Below are 23,294 nucleotides of genomic sequence, written 5' to 3'. Positions count from 1 at the left end.
CTCCGCAACCAGATGCCAATGGGCAAGCCTGTGACCCCTCACCCCCAACCCCCTCTCCCAGAGGGAGAGGGGGCTTCAGCATGAACTGGACCGATGAAGGCCTGATCCTTGGCGGTCGCCGGTTTGGTGAGGGCGGTCTCATCATTGATGTGCTGACGAAGACCAGGGGCCGCCGGTCGGGCCTTGTCTATGGCGGCGCCTCGCGGGCGCGTCGGGCGCAGTATGAGGCCGGGAATACCGTTTCATTATCGTGGACAGGCCGGCTGGAGGAACAGCTCGGACGCTTTGACGTGGCGGAGGCGAGCCGGGAGCGGGCCTCGCGCGTGCTGGACGATGCCGGTGCGCTGTCGGCCATATCGGCGGTGACGACGCTTCTGCGCGGTGCGCTGGACGAGGGCGATGCCGCCGGTTCGGCGCTCTACGAGGCAACCACCATCCTGCTCGACCAGATCGAGGCGCGCGAAGTTTGGCCAGCGCTTTATGTGCGGTGGGAGCTGGGTCTTCTGTCGGCTTTGGGCTTTGGGCTTGATCTCGATGAATGCGCGCTGAGCGGTGCGAACGATGGACTCACCCATGTATCGCCGAAGACGGGCCGGGCTGTGCGCGGCTCAGAGGCGGAAGAATATGTCAGCCGTCTGCTGCGCCTGCCGGGCTTCCTTGTGACGCCGGGCGCGCCGGTGGGTGTGGATGACATTGCCGACGGGCTGGCGCTGACGGGCTATTTCATCGAGGCGCGCGTGTTCAACGGCATGAACCGCGCCGTACCGGCCCAGAGGGCCCAGCTTGTGGCGCGGCTCCTGAAGCGGGTCTAGACGCTGGCGCTTGGCCGGGCGCCGACTTTCTCGAACCATGCGGTGAGATGCTGGAAGGCCGGGTTCAGCGGCTGGCCGACCTGGTTGCCGAAGGCGAGGAAGCAGAACAGCATGATGTCAGCGAAACTGAAGCTGTCACCGGCCACATAGGCGCGGCTGGCGAGCTGGCCGTCGAGGAATTTCAGCTTGTCCTGCGCGCGGGCTTTCAGGCCCGGTGCGGCTTCCGGCAGGCAGCGCGTGCGATCCTTGAACATGGCGAGTCCTTCGGAGAAGCGAAAGCCGTTGGTCATGGGCTCGAGCACATTGAGGTCCACCCAGCGGGTCCAGCGGCGCGTCTGCGCGCGTTCCTCGGGATTGGCACCGAACAGGCTGTCGCCGGTATGCGTCTCGTCGAGGTACTCGCAGATCGGCCAGATCTCGGTGATGATGGAGCCATCGTCCAGTTCCAGCGCGGGCGACTGGGCGGCCGGATTGACCGACAGATAGGGCACGCCGAGGTTTTCGCCCTTCACGATATCCACGTCCTGCGTGGGCAGGGTGATGTCGCGCTCGGCCATGTACATGCGCACGACGTGCGGGTTGGGGCCGATGGATGTGTAGAGTTTCATGTGGCGCTTCCCTTTGGAATGATTATTGTTTTTAGCTTGTCGCGAGGATGTAGATCGCTCGTCCTGCCAGCGGGAACAGCATCAGTGTCGAGGCGATGAAGAAGTAGAACCGGATCATCACCTTGTTGGCCGTCGCCTGCCAGAGCGAGTGTCCGATCCTGACGATGACATAGGCCCATGCAAAGCCGACATCCACCATGCCAGCCGCGCCGCTGATGGCGAGGGCCAGCGCCAACGCATAGAAGATGGTCGGCTGTTCCATCAGGTGGTTGTAATTGTCGGAAATCTGGCGGACTTCCGAGGGCAGAGCGCTGAAGGCGTCGCTGCGTGTATGCTTGGCCTTCTCAGGATGCATCCGTGCCTTTTGCATGGCCGGGACGCGCGTGACGAGCATCCATATCCACATCACCAGTGACCAGGCCGCGAGGACCGCGACGGGCAGAAGCATGGCATGGGTCATTCGAAACTCCCTGATCTTCTTGTTTTTCAGCAGTGTAGCGAAGAAAAGCGCCCGCAGAAGGGGCGACGCTGGGGCAAGGCTTTAGCGGCAGACGCGGCCCGGCCCCATGTCGAAGTGGAAATGGTCCTTGTGGGCGGCGTTATAGTCGGGCCCGAGGGTGACCGAGAAGATATCGCAGCCGCCATCATGGACGCGTTTCAGGAATTTCTCCTCCTTGCCGCCCTGATTCCAATGGGTTTTCACGTCGATCAGGCGGCCATCTTCCAGCCGGAATCCGGAAATATCGACCGCATTGGCATGGGCATGCTGGGAGAGGCGGCTGCTGCCGGCGATGTTGCGGCAGGAGAAGCTGCCATAGGTCTCGATCCGGGCGATGGGAGAGCCGAAGATTTCCACAGCTGCGGGCCGGGCGACATGGCGCTCCCATGTATAAACGGCCGCGGTCTCTGCGCAGGTCATGCTGAGCGTGGCGGAATAGGGCGTTAGCGTGCGGTCAAGCGTCAAGGCATTGTAAAGGCCGCATTTTTCGCCCTTTTCCGCGTCTTCCAGCGGCGTGTAGAGCACGCCGGCATCGTCCAGGGCCTTGAAGCAGACTTCGCGCTGGTCGCGGGCCCGCTGCAGCTTGGCGTGGGTAGCGAGGCCAATGCGATCGGTCAGGTCTATCGGCGCAAACGGGTTATGCCGGGGCGGGGCCAGCCATACCAGCATGGCCACCAGCAGGAGCGGTACGCCGAGAAGGAGGAGCCAGGCCCGAAACTCAGTCATGTACTTGCGATTTACCCATTTCTTAACCAAACCCCCGTCTTTGTTAATGCTGCACAGCGGCTCCGAGTCGGTATAGATTCGGTCCTGCACCAGAATGTGGCACGAGATGCAAAGAGGCCAGAATGTCCGACCTGCTAGATGACGGCCCGGAAGACCGGATCATAAACGAACCCATGAGCGAGGCGCTGTCGAAGCGCTATCTCGCCTATGCGCTCTCGACCATCACCTCCCGCGCCCTGCCGGATGTGCGCGACGGGCTGAAGCCTGTCCAGCGCCGTATCCTGTATGGCATGCGCGAACTGCGGCTGGATCCCGAAGGCGGCTTCCGCAAGTGCGCCAAGATCGTTGGCGATGTGATGGGTAACTGGCACCCGCATGGTGACAGCTCGATCTATGACACTCTGGTGCGCCTCGCGCAGGATTTCAACGTTCGCTACCCGCTGGTCGATGGCCAGGGCAACTTTGGTAACATCGATGGGGACAGCGCGGCTGCCTATCGTTACACCGAAGCGCGGATGACGCATGCGGCCGAGCTGCTGCTGGAAGGCCTCGACGAGAACGCGGTCGATTTCCGCGCCAACTATGCCGAGAATGACGAAGAGCCGGTCGTCCTGCCGGCGGGATTCCCGAACCTCCTCTGCAATGGTGCGACGGGCATCGCGGTCGGCATGGCGACCAGCATTCCGCCGCACAACGCGGCTGAAGTGATCGACGCGGCGCGCTTCCTGATCGAGACGCCGAAAGCGACGACTGAACAGCTGATGGGCTTCGTGAAGGGGCCTGACTTCCCGACCGGCGGCGTGATCGTCGAGACGCAGGAAGCCATGCTGGACGCCTACGAGACGGGCCGTGGCAGTTTCCGCATGCGCGCCAAGTGGGAAGTCGAAGACACCGGCCGGGGCACGTACCAGATCATCGTGACGCAGATTCCGTATCAGGTTCAGAAGTCGCGCCTGCTGGAGAAGCTGGGCGAACTGCTGGAGCAGAAGAAGCTGCCACTGCTGGACGATGTGCGCGACGAAAGCGCCGAAGATGTCCGACTCGTGCTGGTGCCGCGCGCCAAGACGGTTGAGCCGGACGTGCTGATGGAAAGCCTGTTCAAGTCGTGCGACCTGGAAACGCGTTTCAGCATGAACATGAACGTGCTGCACAAGGGCGCGCCGCAGGTCATGGGCCTCAAGGCCGTGCTGCAAGCCTATCTGGAGCATCGCCGCGAAGTGGTGGTGCGCCGGGCCGAGTTCCGCCTCGACAAGATCGAGAAACGCCTCCACCTCCTCGATGGCTATCTGGTCGCCTACCTCAATATTGATGAAGTGATCCGCATCATCCGTGAGGAAGACGAGCCGAAACAGGTGATGATCGCCCGGTTTGGCATCACGGACATTCAGGCCGAAGCCATCCTCAACCTCCGCCTGCGTGCATTGCGCAAGTTGGAAGAGATGGAAATTCGCGGCGAGCACGCGAAGCTGGTCGAAGAGCGCGACGAGCTGGTCAAGCTGATCGGATCAACCGCGCGCCAGTGGACGACGGTTTCGAAACAGCTGAAAGCCGCCCGTGATACGCTCGGCCCGGATACCGAGCTTGGCCGCCGCCGCGCGCAATTCGAGGACGCGCCGGACGTCGACCTCGCTGCCGCATTGGAAGCCTCCAAGCCGAAGGAGCCGCTGACGGTGGTTCTCTCCGCCCAAGGCTGGATACGCGGCATGAAGGGCCACGGGCTCGACCCGGATTCGACCAAGTTCAAGGATGGCGACGAGCTGTACCTGACCGAAGAAGTGATGAGTACGGACAAGATCATCCTGATGGCATCCGATGGCCGCGCGTTCACGCTGATGGCCGACAAGTTGCCGGGCGGACGCGGGCATGGCGAGCCGATCCGGCTGTCCATCGACCTGGAAGACAATGTCGATATCGTCTCCATGTTCCGCTACGAGGAAGGCCGCAAACGCGTCATGGCCTCGACGGTCGGTTATGGTTTCGTGGTCGACGAGAAAGAGCTGGAGTCCAACCGCAAGGCGGGCAAGCAGGCCGTGAACCCCGGCGAGGGCACACTGAACGTATGTATCCCGGTTGAGGGCGACATGCTGGCTGTGGTCGGCACGAACCGGAAGATGCTGATCTTCCCGCTCGACGAGCTGCCCGAAATGGCACGCGGCAAGGGCAACAAGCTGCAGGCCTATCGCGGCAAGGATGCGATGGCTGACGTGATGACCTTCGACAAGGAAGACGGCCTGATTGTGATGACCGGCGGTCGCCACCGCGCCTTCCCGGAATGGCAGGAATGGATCGGCAAACGCGCCCAGGCCGGCAAGACCGTGCCAAAAGGCTTCCCGAAGTCGGGCACGTTTAATGGGTAGGCTGAGGATGACGTAATGGCCGTAGTCCTGTTCAACATTCAGGCGAACGGCTCATCCTGAGCGAAGTCGAAGGACGAGCTGGGGCGTGTTGCGATCCTTCGACTTCGCTCAGGATGAGCGCGGCTCTGGTGGCAACTATAAAGGCGCACTGAACCTCTAACCTTCCTCAATGGCCCCTCCGGCCCTAAATGGTAGCCAGTGTTATTGAATAGGAGACAGCCATGTCCCAGCCCAAGCCCGTTTTGCGTATCCATCCTGCCGAGCGCGACGATATCGCTGATCTGGTAACGCGGCGGCCTGTGCCGGGGCGCGGTATCAACAATGTCGGCGCCTTCCTCTTCCTCAATCATCACGGGCCCCAGACCTACAAGCCGGGCAATCGCGGCCTGCCCTTCGGGCCGCATCCGCATCGCGGGTTCGAGACGGTGACCTTCATTCTCGAGGGCGACCTCGCGCACCGCGACAGCGCCGGGCATGAAAGCATTATCAGCAAGGGCGGCGTGCAATGGATGACCGCCGGCAGCGGCCTCGTGCATGAAGAGGTCTCGCCGGAAGCGTTCAAACGCAGCGGCGGGCCGATGGAAATATTGCAGCTTTGGGTGAACCTGCCGTCGAAGCTGAAAATGGTCCAGCCGCGCTATGTGGGCGTTCAGGCCGACCAGATTCCGGTGGTGGAAAAAGATGGCGTGAAACTGCACCTCGTATCTGGCGAATGGGAGGGCCAGACCGGCGCGATCGAGTCGCTGACGGGCGTGTTCATGACCTGGCTGGAGATGAAGGCGGGCAGCCGGATTGGGTTTGATTCGCTGGCGGGCCGCGATGTGTTTGCCTATGTCGCGCGCGGCGAGGTGGCGATCAACGGCACGTCGGTGAAGGGCTTCAATCTCGCCGAACTCGGCGCGGGCGACAGTGTGGAACTGGTCGCCAGTTCTGACGCCGTGGTCCTGTTCGGCCATGCCGAGCCGATTGACGAACCGGTCGTTTCGCACGGCCCGTTCGTGATGAACACGGTCGCGGAAATCCACGAGGCCTATGCGGACTATCAGGCAGGCAAGTTCAGCGCGCCGGTGAATGTGGGCTAGGGCTCGCGGGGCGGTAGGCTCATCCTGAGCGAAGTCGAAGGACGAGCCGGGGCGTGTTGCCATCCTTCGACTTCGCTCAGGATGAGTGCAGCTCTTGTGGAATCATAATGCCAGCTGCTCCACAACGTCGCTCATCAGCGGGCCGATCTCGGTGTGCAGCACAAGGTCTGCCATCTGGTCCTGATCGGTCGCCTCGCGGTTGACGATGACGAGTTTCGCGCCGTTGCGCTTGGCTTCGAGCGGTATGCCGGCGGCGGGGTAGACGACGAGAGATGAGCCAAGCACGAGGCAGAGGTCGCACAGCAGCGCCTCTTCGGCGGCATGGGCCATTTCGGCTTCCGGCATGGCTTGGCCAAACGAGATGGTCGCGGTCTTGATGAGGCCCTTGCAGAAGATGCAGGTGAGATCTTCGCCTGCCTCCCAGCGGGATTTGAGCTTTTCGATCTCGTAGCGCTTTCCGCAATTGAGGCAGCGGGCATAGGTGGCGTTGCCATGGATCTCGATTACCTTATCGGCTGGCACGCCGGAATCCTGATGCAAATTGTCGACATTCTGCGTCACCACCGCGCCGACCTTGCCAGTCGTGACGAGTTTCGCGATCGCATCATGGCCGGCATTGGGGCTGGCATCGGTCCAGCCGGCCGAGCGGTTGAAGACGCGGGTCCAGGATTCGCGGCGCTTCTCGGCGGAGGACACGAAGTCCTGGAAATAGATCGGGGCCATCTTGGACCACACGCCGCCGGGGCTGCGAAAATCCGGTATGCCGCTCTCCGTGGAAATGCCCGCACCCGTGAAAACCATCACGCGGGTGGCGGCGTCGATCATGCGCGCAAGGGTGGCAGCATCGGACATGGATATGATGCTACATGACTTATCGGCGAAGGCCAGACACTGATTTTCTGTTTTCCCTCACCTCCTACACCCTTCGGGTGCGGGTCCCCCCTCTCCCAGAGGGAGAGGGGTTGCCGCTCTGAGTGACTTAACCCCTCTCCCTCTGGGAGAGGAGGGGCCCATCGTACAGCGATGGGAGGTGAGGGGTTATTTGTACATGCCCTCGCGCAGGTTGATGCCGTGCTCGACATAAGCCTTCATGGCACAGAGCATCTGCATCCACCCCGAACAATTGCCATAGGAGGATTTCAGGCCCGCAGGCGTTTCGCGCCAGCCTTCCTCGGCAATGGTGACAAGGGTGCGGCCGTCATCTGTGGGCTCGAAGCGCATCGTGACTGTGGTCTGATAGGGCGCGGAGGCCGCCGGATCGTGCGCGTCCCATTTGAGGATGATACGCTTGTCCTTTTCCACCTCGACGACATGGACCGGGAAGGCGCCGGGAAAGTCGCTGAAATCCCACGTTACAATGGCGCCTGTCTCGATACGCCCCTTCGCGCCGCCCGTGGTGAAATAGGCTGACAGTTTGTCCGGGTTCACGACAGCTTCGAACACTTCGGATACCGGGCGGTTGATACGGCCGCTGACTTCAAATTTCAGGTCCATCACATCACTCCTTGTCTTGGCCTCAATCATGTTGTAAAAATATAACATGTCAAGTGATGATCAAACCGACCTCGTCTTCAAGGCTCTCGCTGCGCCCATAAGGCGCGACCTGATGGATGCCCTGAAGGACAATCCGCAGACCACCGGCGAGCTGTGCGCGCGCTTTGACAGGCTGAACCGCTGCACGGTCATGCAGCACCTCGGCGTGCTGGAGGAGGCGGGCCTCGTGATCGCCCGCAAGCAGGGGCGCCAGCGCTGGAACTATCTCAATGCCCTGCCGATCAAGCAGATCCATGACCGCTGGATTGGCGCTTATGCCTCCGGCGCCGTCGACCTGCTGGCGCGCATGAAGGACGACATGGAAAACCTCCCGGCCAACGAAGAGGCGTAAGCGTGCTTGCCACAGTGTAATTCAATCGATAAAATCGATTGATAATATAATTATACACCGTTGGAATGATTGTTCATGGCCCTGTATCTCCAAGGCATTCCAATGAAGGCCGAGATGATGCTGACCCTGTTCCACACACAAACCCATGCGCCAAAAACAGCCGCTTCCACTGCACCCAGCATCCTGCCGGGCCTGTTGCTGGCAATGCTGATCGCGGCGGCGGCCTTTGCGCTGCGCATGCTGCCGGGCGTCCATGTGCTAAGCCCGCTGATCCTCGCCATCCTTCTCGGCATGGGCTTCCACAACCTGATCGGCACACCGGCCAGCGCCAAGGCGGGCGTCAAGTTCAGTCTGAAGCGCGTGCTTCGCGCCGGGATTGTGCTGCTCGGACTGCAGCTGACGCTGTCGCAAGTCGTGGCTGTTGGCGGCACAGGCGTGCTGGTGATTGTGGTGACGCTGGCCTCGACATTCGCCTTCACGGTCTGGCTTGGGCGCATGCTGAAAGTGGACGCGCGGCTGACAGAACTGATCGCGGCGGGCACGTCGATCTGCGGCGCGTCGGCCGTGATCGCCACCAATACGGTGACGCGGGCGCGTGATGAGGATGTCGCCTATGCGGTGGCTTGCGTGACCGTTTTCGGGTCGCTGTCCATGATGCTTTACCCCGTGCTGGGCGGCCTGATGGACCTTGGCCCGCACGCCTTTGGCCTTTGGGCCGGGGCGTCGATCCATGAAGTGGCGCAGGTCGTTGCGGCGGCTTACCAGCGCGGCACCGAGGCCGGGGAGTTCGGCACGATTGCCAAACTGACCCGCGTCATGATGCTGGCGCCGATGGTGCTCGGGCTCGGCATGCTGGCCGCGCGGCGCCTCAAGGCATCGGGCGGGGAGGCAAGCCGCACGGCGCCGCCGCTGCCATGGTTCGTGTTCGGCTTCATCGCCATGGTCGGCTTGGCGAGTCTGGATGTTGTTCCGCACGCGGTGTTGCAGCCTGTCTCCACCGCCACGCAATTCCTGCTCGCCATTGCGCTTGCCGCCATGGGCCTTGAGACAGACGTGCGCAAGCTCGCGGCCGAGGGCTTTCGCCCGGCGATTGTCGGAGCGGGCGGATGGATTTTCATTACGCTTGTCAGCCTCGTGCTGATCCGGCTCACGACGGGATGAGACTTACATGACGCTCGAACAGCTCCGCATCTTCGTCGCCGTCGCCGAGCGGGAACACATGACCCGCGCCGCCGAGGCGCTGAACCTGACCCAGAGTGCGACAAGCGCGGCGATTGCTGCGCTGGAAGAGCGTCATGACGTGAAACTGTTTGACCGGGTTGGGCGGCGCATCGTGCTGACGCAGACCGGGCATGCCTTCCTGGACGAGGCCCGCGCCGTGCTGGCCCGCGCAACACTGGCTGTGCAGGCGCTGGACGATCTGGCGGGCCTGCGCCGCGGTGTGCTGCGGCTTGGTGCGAGCCAGACCGTGGCGAACTATTGGCTGCCGCCGCTGATGCAGGCTTTCAGACTGGCGCATCCCGGCGTGACGCTGGACCTGCAGATCGGCAATACGGAGCAGATCGCCGAAGCCGTGGCCGACCTCTCGGTCGATCTCGGCATCGTGGAGGGCAAACCGCAGCGCAATGACCTGAAGCAAACGGCTGTGACCGGCGACCGGACAGCGATTATCGTGCCGAAGGGCCATGAGTGGACCGGGAAGCCCCCGCGAACGGGCAAGGACTACCGCGCTGTGCCTTGGGTGCTCCGCGAGCCGGGGTCCGGCACGCGGGCCATGCTGCAAGACTTGCTGGCCGGCCATGGCCTCACCCTTGGCGATCTCGATGTGGCGCTTGAACTGCCCTCGAACGAGGCCGTGCGGTCCGCCGTGCAGGCGGGCGCAGGCGCGAGCCTGTTGTCGATGCTGGTGGCGGAGCCGTCGATCATGGCCGGGACATTGTGCGAAGTGGCGGTCGGCCTGCCGCCGCGCAGTTTCCATATCCTGCGCCACAAGGAACGCCATGAAACGGGGCTGGAACAGGCCTTTATCCGCCTCGCCGACGCGCAGGGCCCAGACGCGGAAGCCTGACATCCGAGGCGTCACTTGCCTCTGCGGCAGATGGCGGTTACGCCTGATATATCGTTTTTGTGGAGGGACGGCCCATGAGCCCCATTCTGATCGTACTTGCGGTCGCAGTCGCCATCGTCGGCTTTATCATCCTGATCTACAACGGACTGGTGATGAAGCGCCAGCGGGTCAACCAGGCCTTTGCCGACGTGGACGTGCAGCTGAAGCAGCGCCAGAACCTGATCCCGAACCTGGTCGAAACCGTGAAGGGCTATGCCAAGCACGAGCAGGAGACATTCCAGCAGGTGATCGCGGCGCGTGCGGCGGCCCAGTCGGCCTCTACCCCGGCCGAAATGAGCCAGGCCGAAGGCATGCTGACCGGCGCATTGGGCAAGCTGTTCGCACTGGCCGAGGCCTATCCTGACCTGAAAGCCAACCAGAACTTCATCCAGTTGCAGAACGAGCTGTCGACCATCGAAGACAAGCTGGCCGCCGCGCGCCGCTTCTACAACTCGGCCGTTCAGGACTACAACACGTCGCGCGAACAGTTCCCGGGGTCTGTCATCGCTGGCATGTTCAGCTTCGAGCCGCGTGACTTCTTCGACGTCGGCGTGGAAGGCCGCGAGGCGCTCTCGACGCCGCCGGAAGTTAAGTTCTAGTCAGAGCGTTTATCATGTAGTGTGCCTCCCATGCCTGTCGTGGGAGGACGCATGATGAAACCTTATCTATTTGTATCGGCCCTGTTTCTGGGCGCGTGCGTCAGTTCCGGCGCAAGCTGGAGCGCATCGACCTGGGACGGCCTCGTGCCGCAGACGATTGCGACGCAGAATTATGCCTTCATGGCCGCGCCGATGGCGGGGCAGGGCTTCAAGCTGAAACTCTCAATCAAGACCGATGGCAGCTTTGGTGTCGCCAATGCGGGCCCGCCAACGGATGACCAGCTGACAGAGGCGGCCATCGTCGCGGCGCCGGATGGCTGTACGTTCGTGTCGCTCGAACGCACGCCGGATGGCGGGGCGGAAGCCGCTTACGATTGTAAATAGGTTGAGCCTCTAACTTCATCCGCAGTCCCGGTGAACGCCGGGACCTCAGGCAATTGAAGCAGGAAGCCAGCCGCAAGAGACCCCGGCGTTCGCCGGGGATGCGGAGTTATTACAGGGATTGAGCCTCGCCGCGCGCCTTGAACCATGGCGTGATCCGCTCGAGCGCATCCTCCAGCTCCGGGGTTGAGACGGCGAACGAGAAGCGCATGAACTTGTGGCCGTTGACCGGGTCGAAGTCGACGCCGGGGGCGGTGGCGACGCCGGTGTCCTTCAGCAGCTGCATGCAGAAGCCGAGGCTGTCATCGGTGAAGCGCGAGATGTCCGCATAGATGTAGAAGGCGCCGTCTGGTGGGGCGATGCGTTCGAGGCCGAGCGCGGGCAGGGCGGCGAGCATCAGGTCGCGGTTGCGGCGGTATGTGTCGAGGTGGCCTTCCAGCTCGTCGCGGCAATCCATGGCGACGAGGCCCGCGTGCTGGGAAAGCGATGGCGCGGTGAGGAACATGTTGCCGATATAGGCGGCCGTGCGGCTGGCCATGCTGTCGGGCGACACGATCCAGCCGAGACGCCAGCCCGCCATGGAAAAGTATTTCGAGAAGGAGTTGATGACGTAGGCGTCGCTCGTGTGTTCCAGCACCGAGGCGGTGTGCGGGCCGTAGGAAAGACCGTGATAGATCTCGTCGGAGATGATGCGGATATTCCGCGCGGCGCAGACCTTCACGATGGCCGCGAGTTCCTCGGCGGGCAGGATGGTGCCGGTCGGGTTCGCAGGGCTGGCGATGATGAGACCGGCGGGGGCGGGATCGAGCGCGGCGATCTGGGCGGCAGTCAGCTGGAAGCGCGTTTCCTCGCCGCATTCGATTTCGACGGGCACAAGCTTCAGTGCCTTCAGCGTGCCGCGATAGGCGACATAGCCGGGCCGGGCGAGCGCGACCTGATCGCCGGGATTGAAGGCGGATGACAGGGCCAGCACGAGCGCGGGCGAGGCGCCGCAGGTAATGGCAAGGCGTCGGGGCGTGACCTCGACGCCGTACGTGTCGCCATAGTGCTGGCAGATGCGCGCCTTGAGCTGGGGACTTTCCCAATAGCCCATGGATTCGGCCTCGAGCACGGAATGCGCCGTTTCGACGGCGCGTTTCGGGGCGCCGGTCGAAGGCTGGCCGAATTCCATGTGGATGACAGAGCGCCCGGCCGCCTGCAGCTCGTGCGCAAGACGGCTGACGGCGATGGCCTGAAACGGGGAGACGTCGCTACTCAATTGGCGGCGAGGCTCGGCAGCCATGTGGCGAGGGCGGGAACGAAGCCGACGAGAATGATCATGGCGATCTGTAGCCCGATGAAGGGCACAGCGCCACGCCAGATGTCCATGGTTTTGATCTCGTCCGGGGCCGCGCCGCGCAGGTAGAAGAGGGCGAAGCCGAAGGGCGGCGTCAGGAAGCTGGTCTGCAGGTTGAGCGCCATCAGGATGGCCAGCCAGATGGGATCAAAGCCCAGCATGATGAGCGGCGGTGCGACGAGCGGGACGACGACGAAGACGATCTCGATGAAGTCGAGGAAGAAGCCGAGCACGAACATGACGAGCATGGTCATGGCGAGGGCGCCCCATTTGCCGCCGGGCGCCTGGTGCAGCATTGCGGCCACCATCTCGTCGCCGCCATAGCCGCGGAAGACCAGGCTGAATAGCGAGGCGCCGATCAGGATGAGGAAGACCATGCTGGTGATATGTGTGGCGCTGGTGAGCGCGGGCAATAGCTGGCGCATCTTGCGCAGCACGAGGAGGCCCGCTGCGACGCCAGCGAAAAAGACCAGGCTGGCGAGCACGGTGAGGATGATGCCGATGGAGTTGGCGCCGCTGATACTGGCGACGCCCGCGCGCAGGTCCATCGTGTTTCGCAGGACGAGGATGGCGATGATGCTTCCAAGGCCCGCAAGGATGAGCGGCGCGAGGCGGCTCTTGGCTTCGTCGGCAAGGCGTATGCCTGCGAGGAGGACCGCGCCGGCTGCGCCAATGGCGGCGGCTTCCGTGGGCGGGGCAACGCCGCCGAGGATTGCGCCCAGTACGGCGATGATCAGCAGGAGCGGCGCGCCAAGACCGAAGGCGACCTCTTTTACGGTCAGCGGCTCTGTGTCTTCCGTGAGTGTAACAGGTGGGCATGTGGCCGGGCGGAAGATGGCCATGGCTGCGATATAAAGCAGGTAGAACACGACGAGCAGGACACCGGGGATCAGCGCGCCAGCGAACAGGTCTCCGACCGAGACGACGCCGGAGCCCGCGCCCTTGAGGCTGGCCTGGCTGGCGGCATTTGAGACGGCATCGGCGAGCAGGATCAGCACGATGGAGGGCGGGATGATCTGGCCGAGCGTGCCGGAGGCGGCGATGGTGCCGGTGGCGAGCTTGGGATCATAGCCCTGACGCAGCATTGTGGGCAGGGCGATCAGCGTCATTGTGATGACGGTGGCGCCCACAATGCCGGTGGAAGCAGCGAGCAGCGCGCCGACGAGGACGACGGCGTAACCAAGTCCGCCACGAACTTTCGCGAGCAGGCGGCTGGCAATGTGCAACAGGTCTTCTGCCACGCGGGAGCGTTCGAGGATCACGCCCATCAGCACAAAGAGGGGCACAGCCACCAGCGTCTGGCTCTGCATGATCGAGGCGCCCTGGATACGGCTCGGGAAGGCGATCAGGAAGGAGGGCGAAAAGGTGCCGGTGGCGATACCGAGCAGCGCAAACAGGAGCGCGACGCCGCCGAGTGTGAGCGCCACGGAATAGCCCGCCAGCAGGCCGAGAATGGCGCAGGCGAACATGGCGACAGCGAGGATGATCTCAAACTCCATCATGGCCTCCCCCGGTTTCGCCCTCAATGGGTGTGGCGGCGGGCAGCAGCTTGCCGGTGAGGCGGAGCGCAGCCTTCAGGGCGACGGAGAGACCGGCGGTCATCAAGAGGACAGCGAAGACCGGTACGAGTGTCTTGAACAGGAAGAGGATCGGCAAGCCGTCGGATTCGCGCGAGCCTTCGAGCAGGCTCCACGAGCGTGTCAGGCCCTGTTCGCCATTGGTGATGAGGCGCAGGCAGATCGGGAAGAGGAAGAGGTATGTGCCGACAAGTTCGATCCAGTTGCGGCCTGCTTCGCCGAAGCGGGGGCGCAGTATGTCGACGCGGACATGGGCGTCATCGCGCAGGGCGGCGGCCGAGCCGAGCATGAACATGGCGGCGAAGGCATAGATGACGATTTCGCTGAGCCAGGTGAAGGAGAGGCCAAAGGCATAGCGCAAGATGACGACCGCGAGCTGGGCGAGTACGAGGATCAGCGCGCTGGCAATGGCGAGGCCCAGCGCGCCGCCCGACAGCACGTCGAGGAAGGCGATCATGCGCTTGGCGAACCGGTCGATCAGGCCTGGAAAGGCGAGGGTGACAAGCGGGACGGCAAAGAGGGGCAGGCAGAGGATGCCGAGGACTTTCAGCCAGGCGCCGAGGTAGAGGTAAAACGTCGGATCCATGGTGCCCCCAGCCAGCCTATTTGCCGAGTTCGCGGGCGGGATAATAGGCGCCGTCAGAAACCTTGGCCCAGCCGCGCATCAGTTTGAGGCTGGCCTCGAAGCTCTCATAGATGCGCTTCTCGATGCCGTCCTTGCCGCTGGCGGCGCGCACGTCATAGGCGGCTTCCGACATGGCTTTCACCACTTCCGGCGGGAAAGAGCGCAGCTGTGTGCCATGTTCTCGGACGAGCAGGTCGAGGTAGACGGAGTTCTGGTAGGTGAACTCGCCGAGCGATGTGTGGTTGGTGGATTCGCAGGCGGCCTTGATGATGGCCTGCTCGCCAGCCGTGAGGCTTTCCCACACTTTCAGGTTCATGCCGACGGCGAGGCTTGCGCCGGGCTCGTGGAAGCCGGGGCCGTAATAATAGGGCGCCTCGCGGTGGAAGCCGAGGGAGTAGTCGTTCCACGGACCGACCCATTCGGTGGCGTCGATGGAGCCGGTCTGCAGGGCCTGATAGATCTCGCCGCCGGAGAGCGCGATAGCCGAGCCGCCAAGCGCGCGCAGCACGTCGCCGCCTTGCCCCGGAATGCGCATCTTGAGGCCGACCAGATCGTCGAGGCTGTTGATTTCCTTGCGGAACCAGCCGCCCATCTGGTGGCCGGTATTGGCGCCCTGGATGGCTTTCACGCCGAACTGGCCGGAGAGTTCGTCCCAGAGTTCCTGACCGCCGCCGAAATCGATCCAGCCCATGATTTCCTGGGCGGTCATGCCGAAGGGCACGGCGGTGAAGAAGGGGAAGGCGGGGGACTTGGCGGTCCAGTAATATTCGGCGCCGTGGTACATGTCGGCCGAGCCGTTTGCGACGGCGTCGAAGCTTTCGAAGGCGGGGACGAGTTCACCGGCCGCGAAGACCTTGATCTCCATCAGGCCGTCGGACATGGCGTAGACACGTTCCGACACGCGCTCGGCGGCGCGGCCGAGGCCGGGCAGGCCCTTGGGCCATGTGGTGACCATGTTGAACTTGCGGCGGTTGCGATTGATCTTGGCGGGCGCGAGGACCTGCGCGACTTCCGGATTGGCAAAGGCGGCGGCTGCGCCAGCTGCGCCGAGGAGGCCGGCGCCGACGATATTGCGTCGGTTGATCATCAGATGTCCTCCCAGAGAGCCCCGCCCTGCACTCCGTCAGGGTCTATTCGTCGTCTCTTAGCGTCCGCCACTGGTCGCCGTCCAGCACTTCGAGGGGCTTGTAGCGCCGTTTATAGTCCATTTTCGGACTGCCTTTGACCCAATAGCCGAGATAGACGTGCGGCAGGCCGCGATCCTGGGCATGCTGGATATGGTCGAGGATCATGTAATGGCCGAGGCCGCGCGATTCCTGCTCGGGATCGAAGAAGGTGTAGACCATCGAGAAACCGTCGCGCAGCACGTCGGTGATCGAGACTGCCACAAGGGGCGAGTCTTCGTCAGGGCCGTCGCGGTATTCGAAGATCAGGCTCTGTACCGGGCTGCCGCCGACCATGGTGGCATAGTCGCGATAGGTCATCTCGGACATCCCGCCCTTGTCGTGGCGGGTCTGGACGTACGTTTTAAGCAGGCGGAACTGTTCGCGGGTCGCCTCGGCCTTGACCGGGGTGCGGATGAGGCCTGCATTGCGGGCAATGGCGCGGCGGTCATTGCGCGACTGGACGAATTCGCGTGTTGGCACGCGCACACTGCGGCAGGCATTGCAGCGCGGGCAGGCGGGCCGGTAGGCGATCGTCTGGCTGCGGCGGAAACCGGCCTGGCTGAGCGAATTGTGGATGGAATCGGACTCGGGCACCGAGAGATTGGTGAACGCCTTGCGCTCGCGCATTCCCGGCAGATACGGGCACGGCGCAGGGTTCGTCACGTAGAAACGGAGCGACCTTTCGAGCCCTGGAGGCAGTATCTGGGAGTCCATGAACTTCATGATGTGCGACGATACACTTACAGATCGAACCGCCAAGGGGCGAACAGCGTAAAGACACACCAAAGCAATAAAACGAGCGGCACGCCAAATTTCATGAAATCGCCGAACTTGTAGTGTCCGGGGCCCATGACGAGCATGTTTGTCTGATAGGCGAAGGGGGTCGCGAAGCTGCAATTGGCCCCGTAAATGACCGCCAGAAGGAAGGGCAGCGGGTCGCTGACGCCGAGTTCCGTGGCCGCCGATAGGGCGATGGGCGAGAACAGGATGGCGGTGGCGGCATTGGTCAGCAGATTGGTCAGGATGGCGACGCTGATGAACAGGGCCGACAGGACCGCGAGCGTGCCATAGGGCGCCGCATAGTTGACCACAGCATGCGCAATCGCAGCAGCTGCGCCGGTTTTCTCCAGCGCCATGCCCATTGCGAGGGCGGCGCCGATGACGAGGAAAATGCGCAGGTCGAGCGAGCGGCTCGCCTGGCGCGTGTTGACGCAGCCGACGACGAGCATGGCCACGGCGGCCAGCACGGAGGCGTGCAGGATGGAGACAAGCCCTGTCGCGGCTAGGCCGACCATGGCGAGCGCGATGACGCGGGCAGCGACGGCGCGCGTGGTCAGCGGGATTTCGGTCTGGGACCATTCGAGCAGGATGATGTCGCGGCTGGAGCGCAGGTCGACAAAGGCATCGACCGGGCCGCAGAGGAGCAGCGTGTCGCCGGATTCGAGGCGGATTTCGCCGAGCTTGGTGCGAATCATCCGGCTGCGGCGCTGGATGCCGAGCGTCACGGCGCGGGTAAGGCGGCGGAAACCGAGCATCTCGACCGTGCGGCCGACCATGCGCGAGCCGGGCGCGATGACGGCTTCAGTGAGGGCGAGGGCACCGGATCGGCTGTTCTCTTCGAGGTCGCCGCCGGCTGATTCCCAGACCTGCTGGAGGAAGTCCGGCTGGCGGGCGAGCACGTTCTGCAGGGCGGCGCGGGTGGCCGCGACGATGACAAGGTCGCCGGGCTGGAGCGTGATGTCTTCATAGGGGGGCAGGAAGGCGCGCTCGCCGCGCTGGATCATGCGGACGGTCATGTCGGGCAGGTCGGCGAACATGCCGGCGACGGGCTTTTTGCCCTTCAGGAAGTGGCCGAAAGTAACCTCGATCTGGGCGACGAACTGTTTGCCGGAGGGCTGGGCCAGCTCGTCGCTGAGGCCGCGGCGGTTGGGCAGCAGGAATTTCGAGAAGATGGCGATGTAGACGAGGCCGGTGCCGGCGAGGATCAGGCCCATGGGCGTCTGGTCGAAGAAGCCGAGCGTGCGCCCGTCGATACGCTGGAAGGCCTCGGCGGCGAGCAGGTTGGTCGATGTACCGATCAGCGTGGTCATGCCGGCGAAGATGGACGCGAAGCTGAGCGGCATCATCAGCTTGGACTGAGAGGCGTTCATCCGCTTGGCGATGGCGCTCATCACCGGCAGGAACATGATGACGATGGGCGTATTGTTGACGAAGGCGCTGGTGACAAAGACGGCAAGGAAAGCGAGCACGAGCGTGGTGACTGGGCGTTTCTCGTAGCCGCCGACAAGCGCCTTGGTCGGGCCATCGAGCGCGCCGGTCTGGAACAGGCCCTGACCCACCACGAGCAGCGCCATGATGGTGATCAGCGCCGGATTGCCGAAGCCCGAGAGAAGTTCAGCCGCGCTGACAGGCGTGCCATCAGCGCCATAGGCGCCGGGAATGGTGAACAGCAGGAGCAAAGCCGCAATGACGCCGACAGAGACAAGCTCCATCGGCCAGCGGTCCGACATGTAGAAACCAATTGCAGCAACAATAACCGCGAGGCTTGCCCACATGGGCCAGTGGGCCAGGAAATCAGCGATCATCAAGGCTCCGGTTCATCCGTCCGTCCTGATCCCTCTACAGGTTATCAGTCGTTTGTGTGAACCAATATGCTGACCCGGCGGTTCGCTGACAAGTGCGGCTGACCGGCATCGAGGGGGCGCGTGTCGGCGAGGCCGGTCACGGCGCGGATACGGGAAGCGTCCAGACCGGCGGCAATCAGGGCGCGGCGCGCCTCGTTGGCCCGGTCTGCCGAGAGTTCCCAGTTGGAATAGGCACTGCTCGTGGCACTGAAGGCATCCGTATGGCCTTCAATGGAAATCGTCTGTGAAAACGGGGAAAGTGCCTCGCCGGCGGCCGTCGCAAGGGCGAGGCCCTGGGCGGTGAAGGCGCCGCTGCCCGAATCAAACAGGGGGCGGCTTTCGCTATCGACGAGATCGATACGCACGCCATCAGCTTCACGGGTGAGGAGAACACTTTCACCCGCATTCGCGAGGTCCGACTGGGCCTGAAGGGTGGATATCAGCTGGCTGGCGGTCGAATCGGGCAGGACAGCCGTCATCGTCAGCGTGGGGGCAGCTTTGTTGTGGAAAGTGGCGGCGATCTCTGCGCGGTCATCAGCGGACACGCCGCTGATCAGCCACATGATCAGGAAGAAGGCCATGAGCGCGGTCAGGAAGTCGGCATAGGCCATCTTCCATGTGCCCGTTTTACGGGCGGGCGCGACGGGCATTCTGCCCGCATATCGCCGAGAGTGAGTGGCAGTCGCCATGCGCTCGAAACCGATCCTTCTGATCAACACTCGCAGTCATAGCAGGGCTTGGTGAAGGCCGGGTCTAGGTGGAACGGCGGATTTCGATGAAATTTCAACGAATTCAGGGGCGGATTGATGGCCGGATTGGCGCGCTGGGCAGCTTGTCCACGCAGAACGCCTTGAAGTCATTCGGCTAAGGCGTCACTGATGGCAAAGACACAGGAGACTCATGTATGGCGCGGACGGCATTTCTTGGACTGGGCGTGATGGGCTTTCACATGGCGGGCCACCTCGCCCGGGCCGGCCATCAGGTCAGCGTGTGGAACCGGACAGGCGCCAAGGCCGCCAAGTGGAAGAAAGACCACAAGGGCGAAGTGGCGAAAGACCCGGCAACGGCGGCCTTTGGCGCCGAGTTCGTGTTCCTCTGCCTCGGCGACGACCCGGACGTGCGCACCGTGTTCGACGCGCTGGAGCCGAGCCTCGGCGCTGGCATGATCGTGGTGGATCATACGACGGCCTCGGCGGGCCTCGCGCGCGAACTGTACGAACGCTGCAAGGCCAAGGGCGCGCATTTCATCGATGCGCCGATCTCTGGCGGTGAAGCAGGCGCGATCAATGGCAAGCTGACCATCATGTGTGGTGGCGAGGCGAGCGCCTTCGCGGCGGCTGAGCCGGTTATGGCGGCCTTCGGCAAGAAGATGACGCTGATTGGCGAGAGTGGCGCGGGGCAACTGGCCAAGTCTGTCAACCAGATCTGCATCGCGGGCATCGTGCAGGGCCTCGCGGAAGGGCTTCACTTTGCCGAGAAGGCGGGACTGGACGCGGCCAAGGTGATCGAGGCGATCAGCGGCGGCGCGGCCCAGAGCTGGCAGATGGAAAATCGCTGGAAGACGATGGTCGAGGGGCATTTCGAACATGGCTTCGCGGTCGACTGGATGCGCAAGGATTTGCGGATCACACTGGAGGCGGCGCGCGACAATGGCGCGAGCCTGCCGACCACGGCAACAGTGGACCAGTATTATGCCGACGTGCAGGCCATGGGCGGCGCGCGCTGGGATACGAGCAGCCTGATCGCCCGCCTGACGCGGGAGACCTAGGCGCGTGCGGCGCCTGGACATCCACCTCGCAAAGGATGCCGCCTGCGATACGGTGATCAGCGCCATCAAGGCGGCGGACCCGATTGACTATGTCGTCATGGAGACCGAGCAAAAAGACCGCTGCATGATTGCGGTGTTCATGCGCGATGGCACCAACCAGACTCTGATGGACAATATCCAGATGGCGCTGGAGGGCCGCGATGACTGGCGCATTGCCGTGCTGCCGATCGAGGCGACAGCGCCGAAGCTGGAAGAGGCCAAGGGCGAGAAGGCGAAGAATGCCGATCAGTCGACCCGCGAGGAATTGTTTTCGGACATTTCAGATGGTGCGCGGATGGACCGGCATTTCGTCATCATGGTTATCCTGTCGACCATCGTGGCAGCGATAGGCCTGAACTCTGACGGGATCGCGGCTGTGATCGGGGCCATGGTGATTGCGCCTCTGCTGGGCCCGATCCTCGGCTTTTCGATGGGCGCCGCGCTTGGCGATTTCGACCTCTTGAAACGGGGCGGCACGACGCTGGCCGTGGGCATCGTCACGGCGCTGGCCGTCTCCTTCGCGATCTCGTTCATGTTGCCGCTGAACCTGCAGAGCCACGAGCTGATGTCGCGCGCCGAAGTGCGGGTGGACGGGCTGGCGCTGGCCATGGCGGCGGGCGGCGCGGCGGCGTTGTCGCTGACGCGCGGGCAAGCCGAGGCGCTGGTGGGCGTGATGGTGGCGGCGGCCCTGTTGCCACCGGGCGCGGCGCTGGGCCTGTTTGCAGGCGGTGGCGAGTATGACCTCGCCTTGCGCGCGGCCCTGCTGCTGGCGCTGAACGTGGCGAGCCTCATCCTGTCGGCGTTGATCGTGTTCCGGCTGCGCAAGATACGGCCGCGCAAGTGGATCGAGCAGAAGAATGCGACCTGGGCGGTGTGGCTGAATGCGGGGCTTTCAGCATTTTTCCTGATCGTCGCGGCTACGCTGATCGTGCTGCTTGACCTCGGGGCCAAGGTCGAAATCGGCTAAGTGCAGGATATTTTGGACTTTTTGGGCCTGTGGCTGTAAGGTGACACAAACTTCCACTTCAAAGGACTGTGTCACACCCCCATGACGTTTGTAGAACCTGTTGCCGCTGCCTCCAAATCCCGTGTTGAACGCTATATTTCCAATCTCGATGACCCGCAGCGCAAGGCGGAATCGGAAGAGCTGCTGGCGCTTTTCGCCCGTGTAACGGACCTGCCAGCCATGATCTGGGGCACGCACAAGGTGGGCTATGGCCGTTATGCCTATACGCTGGACGGTGGCCGCAGCAGCGAGTTCATGATTGCCGGGTTCGAGCCCGCCAAGAAGCACATGATCGTCTACCTGTCGCCGGACTTCGAAGACTTCACGGCGCAACTGGAAATCCTCGGCAAGCATGAGAAGGGCAAGTCCTGCATCTTCATCAAGGCGCTGAAGGATGTAAACCTCGGCGCGCTGGAAGAACTGGTGCGCCTCGGCATGGCGTCGACCGAGAAGAATTTCACGACAAGCGAGAGCTGATCAGGGGCGGGCATGTGCCTGCCAATTCAGCACGTCGTCATGCCGCGCCCTGGTTTGCGCGTGCGGCATGGACGCGGCGCGTTTGATAGGAGAAGACAGGGCTGAACCAGCCAGTGGACCTAACCCGACATGAGCGAGCCTTTTGCTTTCCGTCACCGCGTTGCGACGGAGGCCGACATACCGGCCATAATGAACGTGATGAAGGCATCGATTGCCGAGAACATGAAGGCCTTCCTGTCGGCCGAGGAAATCATTGCGGCGCAGGAAACGATGGGGCTCGACCGCTCGCTGATCAATGATGGCACTTATTTCGTGATCGAGACCGACGTGGACGGCGAGACCGTCATGGCGGCGTGCGGCGGCTGGGGCAAACGGCGTACGCTCTATGGCGGCGACCAGACGGCAGGGCGCGACGACTCGCTGGCCGACCCGGCGGTACATGCAGCCCGCATCCGCGCGATGTACACCCACCCGGACTGGACGCGGCGGGGCATCGGCACGCTGCTGCTGGACCTTGGCGAGAGTGCGGCCCGGGAGGCCGGGTTCAGGACGATCGAGCTGGGCTCCACCGTGCCGGGCTATCCGCTTTATCTGGCGCGCGGCTATGAGCCATTTCACCGCGAGGAACAGGTTGCGGCGAACGGTCAGGTGAAGACCGTCATCCACATGCGCAAGGCGCTTTAGAGCGCGCCCATGGCGAGGCCGGCGCCGAGGGCCTGGCCGAGATTGGCGCAGCGTGTCAGGCTCGCCTCCGGAATGGTCTTTGGCGCGAGGATGTCTTCCTGCGTCTTCGTATTCGTGCAGACGATGATGGGTGGCTGGGCTTCCTTCAGGCGCCAGCCCATCGCGATGCGGCGAATCTGGCGGGCGGCATTCTCGCCATCGCTACCGGCGCAGACCATCTGGGCATAGGGGCGCCCCTCGACCTGGCCGAGCATCGGATAATAGCAGCGGTCGAAGAATTCCTTCATCTCGCCGGAGAGGCCTGCAAGGTTTTCCGGCGCGGCGAAGAGGAATCCGCTGGCGGCGAACATGTCGAACGGGGTCGTGTCTTCGGCGCGCTTGAGGACGGTCTCTGTTTCGGCGCGCGCGGCTTCGGCGGCCGCCTCTGCCATTTGCAGGGTGCCACCAGTGCGTGAGTGCCAGACGATGAGAAGCTGCGCCATCTCCGCGTCATAAAACGAAACGTGCGGGATAGGCAATCCGGCCAATGGCGAGAATGTACAATCCCCCCGCAGCTTGTGGGCGCAGCATGGCGTCAAAGAAACCATGACGGGGAAACGCACGATGTCGCAGGCCTGGAAATCGATTCTTCAAACACTTGGCAAGGCCTCGTTCTTTGGTGCCTACGACATGCCGGAGGATGAAAAGCAGGCGCGGACCGATGCGCAGATCGCGGCCATTCAGGCGATGCACCGGCAGAACATCCAGTCGCGCGACAACATGGACCGCCAGACCGTGCAGAGCGCGTGGGACCAGTATTACAAGCGCCAGGAAGAGCGGAAAGAAGCCGAGGGCGGCGAGGTCTGTGGCACGGTCTATGGCGAAGGCAACTCGACCTACCGGACCTGCATGTCGCGGGCGACGGCGATGAAACATTATCGCGGGAATTTCTGAAAA

Annotated in this window: 26 protein-coding genes; 13 read left to right on the top strand and 13 right to left on the bottom strand. The window is 63.2% G+C overall.

From position 1 onward, the window contains the following. Positions 1 to 80 precede the first annotated feature (80 nt). Positions 81 to 812 carry a DNA repair protein RecO gene (gene recO / locus V7651_RS00420; protein WP_035535867.1) on the top strand — a complete coding sequence of 244 codons (732 nt, stop codon included), beginning with the start codon at positions 81 to 83 and terminating at the stop codon, positions 810 to 812. Here the strand turns inward: recO and V7651_RS00415 are convergent. The 3 genes from V7651_RS00415 to V7651_RS00405 all read right to left on the bottom strand — a co-directional run bounded on the left by V7651_RS00415 (position 809) and on the right by V7651_RS00405 (position 2,645). Continuing rightward, positions 809 to 1,420, bottom strand: a complete 612-nt coding sequence (locus V7651_RS00415) for a glutathione S-transferase family protein (RefSeq protein WP_335611841.1) — start codon at positions 1,418 to 1,420, stop codon at positions 809 to 811. The two genes, recO and V7651_RS00415, sit on opposite strands and share 4 nt — an antisense overlap. A gap of 31 nt (positions 1,421 to 1,451) precedes the next feature. Next, entirely contained in the window at positions 1,452 to 1,880 is a 429-nt protein-coding gene (locus V7651_RS00410; protein ID WP_335611840.1) for an MAPEG family protein, read from the bottom strand. Between the two features lie 81 nt (positions 1,881 to 1,961). Beyond that, positions 1,962 to 2,645 carry an extensin-like domain-containing protein gene (locus V7651_RS00405; RefSeq protein ID WP_335611839.1) on the bottom strand — a complete coding sequence of 228 codons (684 nt, stop codon included), beginning with the start codon at positions 2,643 to 2,645 and terminating at the stop codon, positions 1,962 to 1,964. A gap of 122 nt (positions 2,646 to 2,767) precedes the next feature. Here V7651_RS00405 and parC point away from each other — a divergent pair, with 122 nt between their 5' ends. Then, positions 2,768 to 5,002 (top strand): DNA topoisomerase IV subunit A, encoded by a 2,235-nt coding sequence (gene parC, locus V7651_RS00400; RefSeq protein WP_335611838.1) that lies wholly within the window; start codon positions 2,768 to 2,770, stop codon positions 5,000 to 5,002. A 221-nt stretch (positions 5,003 to 5,223) separates the two neighbouring features. After that, the gene (locus V7651_RS00395) at positions 5,224 to 6,084 is read left to right on the top strand and encodes a pirin family protein (protein WP_335611837.1); all 861 of its coding nucleotides are present in this window, start codon (positions 5,224 to 5,226) and stop codon (positions 6,082 to 6,084) included. A gap of 102 nt (positions 6,085 to 6,186) precedes the next feature. Here the strand turns inward: V7651_RS00395 and V7651_RS00390 are convergent, their stop codons facing one another. Both V7651_RS00390 and V7651_RS00385 read right to left on the bottom strand, forming a co-directional pair. Next, positions 6,187 to 6,936 (bottom strand): SIR2 family NAD-dependent protein deacylase, encoded by a 750-nt coding sequence (locus V7651_RS00390; RefSeq protein WP_335611836.1) that lies wholly within the window; start codon positions 6,934 to 6,936, stop codon positions 6,187 to 6,189. A gap of 186 nt (positions 6,937 to 7,122) precedes the next feature. Continuing rightward, positions 7,123 to 7,578 carry an SRPBCC family protein gene (locus V7651_RS00385; RefSeq protein ID WP_335611835.1) on the bottom strand — a complete coding sequence of 152 codons (456 nt, stop codon included), beginning with the start codon at positions 7,576 to 7,578 and terminating at the stop codon, positions 7,123 to 7,125. A 46-nt stretch (positions 7,579 to 7,624) separates the two neighbouring features. Between V7651_RS00385 and V7651_RS00380 the strand changes: the two genes are divergently transcribed. The 5 genes from V7651_RS00380 to V7651_RS00360 all read left to right on the top strand — a co-directional run bounded on the left by V7651_RS00380 (position 7,625) and on the right by V7651_RS00360 (position 11,059). Continuing rightward, positions 7,625 to 7,969: an ArsR/SmtB family transcription factor gene (locus tag V7651_RS00380; RefSeq protein WP_335591903.1), complete on the top strand. Its 345-nt coding sequence runs from the start codon at positions 7,625 to 7,627 to the stop codon at positions 7,967 to 7,969. 183 nt (positions 7,970 to 8,152) lie between these two features. Beyond that, positions 8,153 to 9,130, top strand: coding sequence for a YeiH family protein (locus tag V7651_RS00375; protein WP_418887211.1), 978 nt, complete (start codon positions 8,153 to 8,155; stop codon positions 9,128 to 9,130). 7 nt (positions 9,131 to 9,137) lie between these two features. Continuing rightward, on the top strand, positions 9,138 to 10,037 hold the full coding sequence (locus tag V7651_RS00370) for a LysR family transcriptional regulator (protein WP_335611833.1): 900 nt from the start codon (positions 9,138 to 9,140) through the stop codon (positions 10,035 to 10,037). A 74-nt stretch (positions 10,038 to 10,111) separates the two neighbouring features. Further along, positions 10,112 to 10,675, top strand: coding sequence for a LemA family protein (locus V7651_RS00365; protein ID WP_034737018.1), 564 nt, complete (start codon positions 10,112 to 10,114; stop codon positions 10,673 to 10,675). A 51-nt stretch (positions 10,676 to 10,726) separates the two neighbouring features. Next, complete coding sequence (locus V7651_RS00360) at positions 10,727 to 11,059, top strand: hypothetical protein (protein WP_035535877.1); 333 nt, start codon at positions 10,727 to 10,729, stop codon at positions 11,057 to 11,059. 109 nt (positions 11,060 to 11,168) lie between these two features. Here the strand turns inward: V7651_RS00360 and V7651_RS00355 are convergent, their stop codons facing one another. From V7651_RS00355 to V7651_RS00325, 7 genes are read right to left on the bottom strand one after another with little or no spacing between them, the layout of a single operon-like run. Beyond that, positions 11,169 to 12,338: a pyridoxal phosphate-dependent aminotransferase gene (locus tag V7651_RS00355; RefSeq protein ID WP_335611832.1), complete on the bottom strand. Its 1,170-nt coding sequence runs from the start codon at positions 12,336 to 12,338 to the stop codon at positions 11,169 to 11,171. Next, entirely contained in the window at positions 12,311 to 13,891 is a 1,581-nt protein-coding gene (locus V7651_RS00350; RefSeq protein WP_418887210.1) for a TRAP transporter large permease, read from the bottom strand. The genes V7651_RS00355 and V7651_RS00350 overlap by 28 nt, the downstream gene beginning before the upstream one ends. After that, on the bottom strand, positions 13,881 to 14,555 hold the full coding sequence (locus V7651_RS00345) for a TRAP transporter small permease subunit (RefSeq protein ID WP_335611830.1): 675 nt from the start codon (positions 14,553 to 14,555) through the stop codon (positions 13,881 to 13,883). The genes V7651_RS00350 and V7651_RS00345 overlap by 11 nt, the downstream gene beginning before the upstream one ends. A 16-nt stretch (positions 14,556 to 14,571) precedes the next feature. Continuing rightward, positions 14,572 to 15,681 carry a TRAP transporter substrate-binding protein gene (locus V7651_RS00340; RefSeq protein WP_035535880.1) on the bottom strand — a complete coding sequence of 370 codons (1,110 nt, stop codon included), beginning with the start codon at positions 15,679 to 15,681 and terminating at the stop codon, positions 14,572 to 14,574. Between the two features lie 43 nt (positions 15,682 to 15,724). Next, positions 15,725 to 16,474: an arginyltransferase gene (locus V7651_RS00335; protein ID WP_035535962.1), complete on the bottom strand. Its 750-nt coding sequence runs from the start codon at positions 16,472 to 16,474 to the stop codon at positions 15,725 to 15,727. A 26-nt stretch (positions 16,475 to 16,500) separates the two neighbouring features. After that, the gene (locus V7651_RS00330) at positions 16,501 to 18,345 is read right to left on the bottom strand and encodes an SLC13 family permease (protein ID WP_335611829.1); all 1,845 of its coding nucleotides are present in this window, start codon (positions 18,343 to 18,345) and stop codon (positions 16,501 to 16,503) included. A gap of 44 nt (positions 18,346 to 18,389) precedes the next feature. Continuing rightward, positions 18,390 to 19,034 (bottom strand): flagellar motor protein MotB, encoded by a 645-nt coding sequence (locus tag V7651_RS00325; protein ID WP_335611828.1) that lies wholly within the window; start codon positions 19,032 to 19,034, stop codon positions 18,390 to 18,392. A gap of 254 nt (positions 19,035 to 19,288) precedes the next feature. Here V7651_RS00325 and V7651_RS00320 point away from each other — a divergent pair, with 254 nt between their 5' ends. From V7651_RS00320 to V7651_RS00305, 4 genes are all read left to right on the top strand, one after another. Beyond that, positions 19,289 to 20,152, top strand: coding sequence for an NAD(P)-dependent oxidoreductase (locus V7651_RS00320; RefSeq protein WP_035535882.1), 864 nt, complete (start codon positions 19,289 to 19,291; stop codon positions 20,150 to 20,152). Positions 20,153 to 20,156: 4 nt separating this feature from the next. Beyond that, a complete protein-coding gene (locus tag V7651_RS00315; protein ID WP_035535883.1) occupies positions 20,157 to 21,158 on the top strand; it encodes a TIGR00341 family protein in 1,002 nt (333 codons plus the stop codon). An 81-nt stretch (positions 21,159 to 21,239) separates the two neighbouring features. Then, positions 21,240 to 21,674, top strand: a complete 435-nt coding sequence (locus V7651_RS00310) for a DUF1801 domain-containing protein (protein WP_335611827.1) — start codon at positions 21,240 to 21,242, stop codon at positions 21,672 to 21,674. Between the two features lie 129 nt (positions 21,675 to 21,803). Then, complete coding sequence (locus V7651_RS00305; protein ID WP_335591475.1) at positions 21,804 to 22,358, top strand: GNAT family N-acetyltransferase; 555 nt, start codon at positions 21,804 to 21,806, stop codon at positions 22,356 to 22,358. On the opposite strand, the gene V7651_RS00300 is transcribed toward V7651_RS00305, so the two are convergent. Further along, positions 22,355 to 22,840 (bottom strand): NAD(P)H-dependent oxidoreductase, encoded by a 486-nt coding sequence (locus V7651_RS00300; protein WP_335611826.1) that lies wholly within the window; start codon positions 22,838 to 22,840, stop codon positions 22,355 to 22,357. The two genes, V7651_RS00305 and V7651_RS00300, sit on opposite strands and share 4 nt — an antisense overlap. Before the next feature lie 103 nt (positions 22,841 to 22,943). Between V7651_RS00300 and V7651_RS00295 the strand changes: the two genes are divergently transcribed. Continuing rightward, positions 22,944 to 23,291, top strand: coding sequence for a hypothetical protein (locus V7651_RS00295; RefSeq protein ID WP_335611825.1), 348 nt, complete (start codon positions 22,944 to 22,946; stop codon positions 23,289 to 23,291). The last annotated feature ends 3 nt before the right edge of the window (positions 23,292 to 23,294 follow it).

Source organism: Hyphomonas oceanitis, assembly GCF_036964545.1.
Classification (GTDB): Bacteria; Pseudomonadota; Alphaproteobacteria; order Caulobacterales; family Hyphomonadaceae; genus Hyphomonas; species Hyphomonas oceanitis.
The sequence above is the reverse complement of the archived record's forward strand: the minus strand, read 5'-3'. Positions and strand labels throughout refer to the sequence as shown.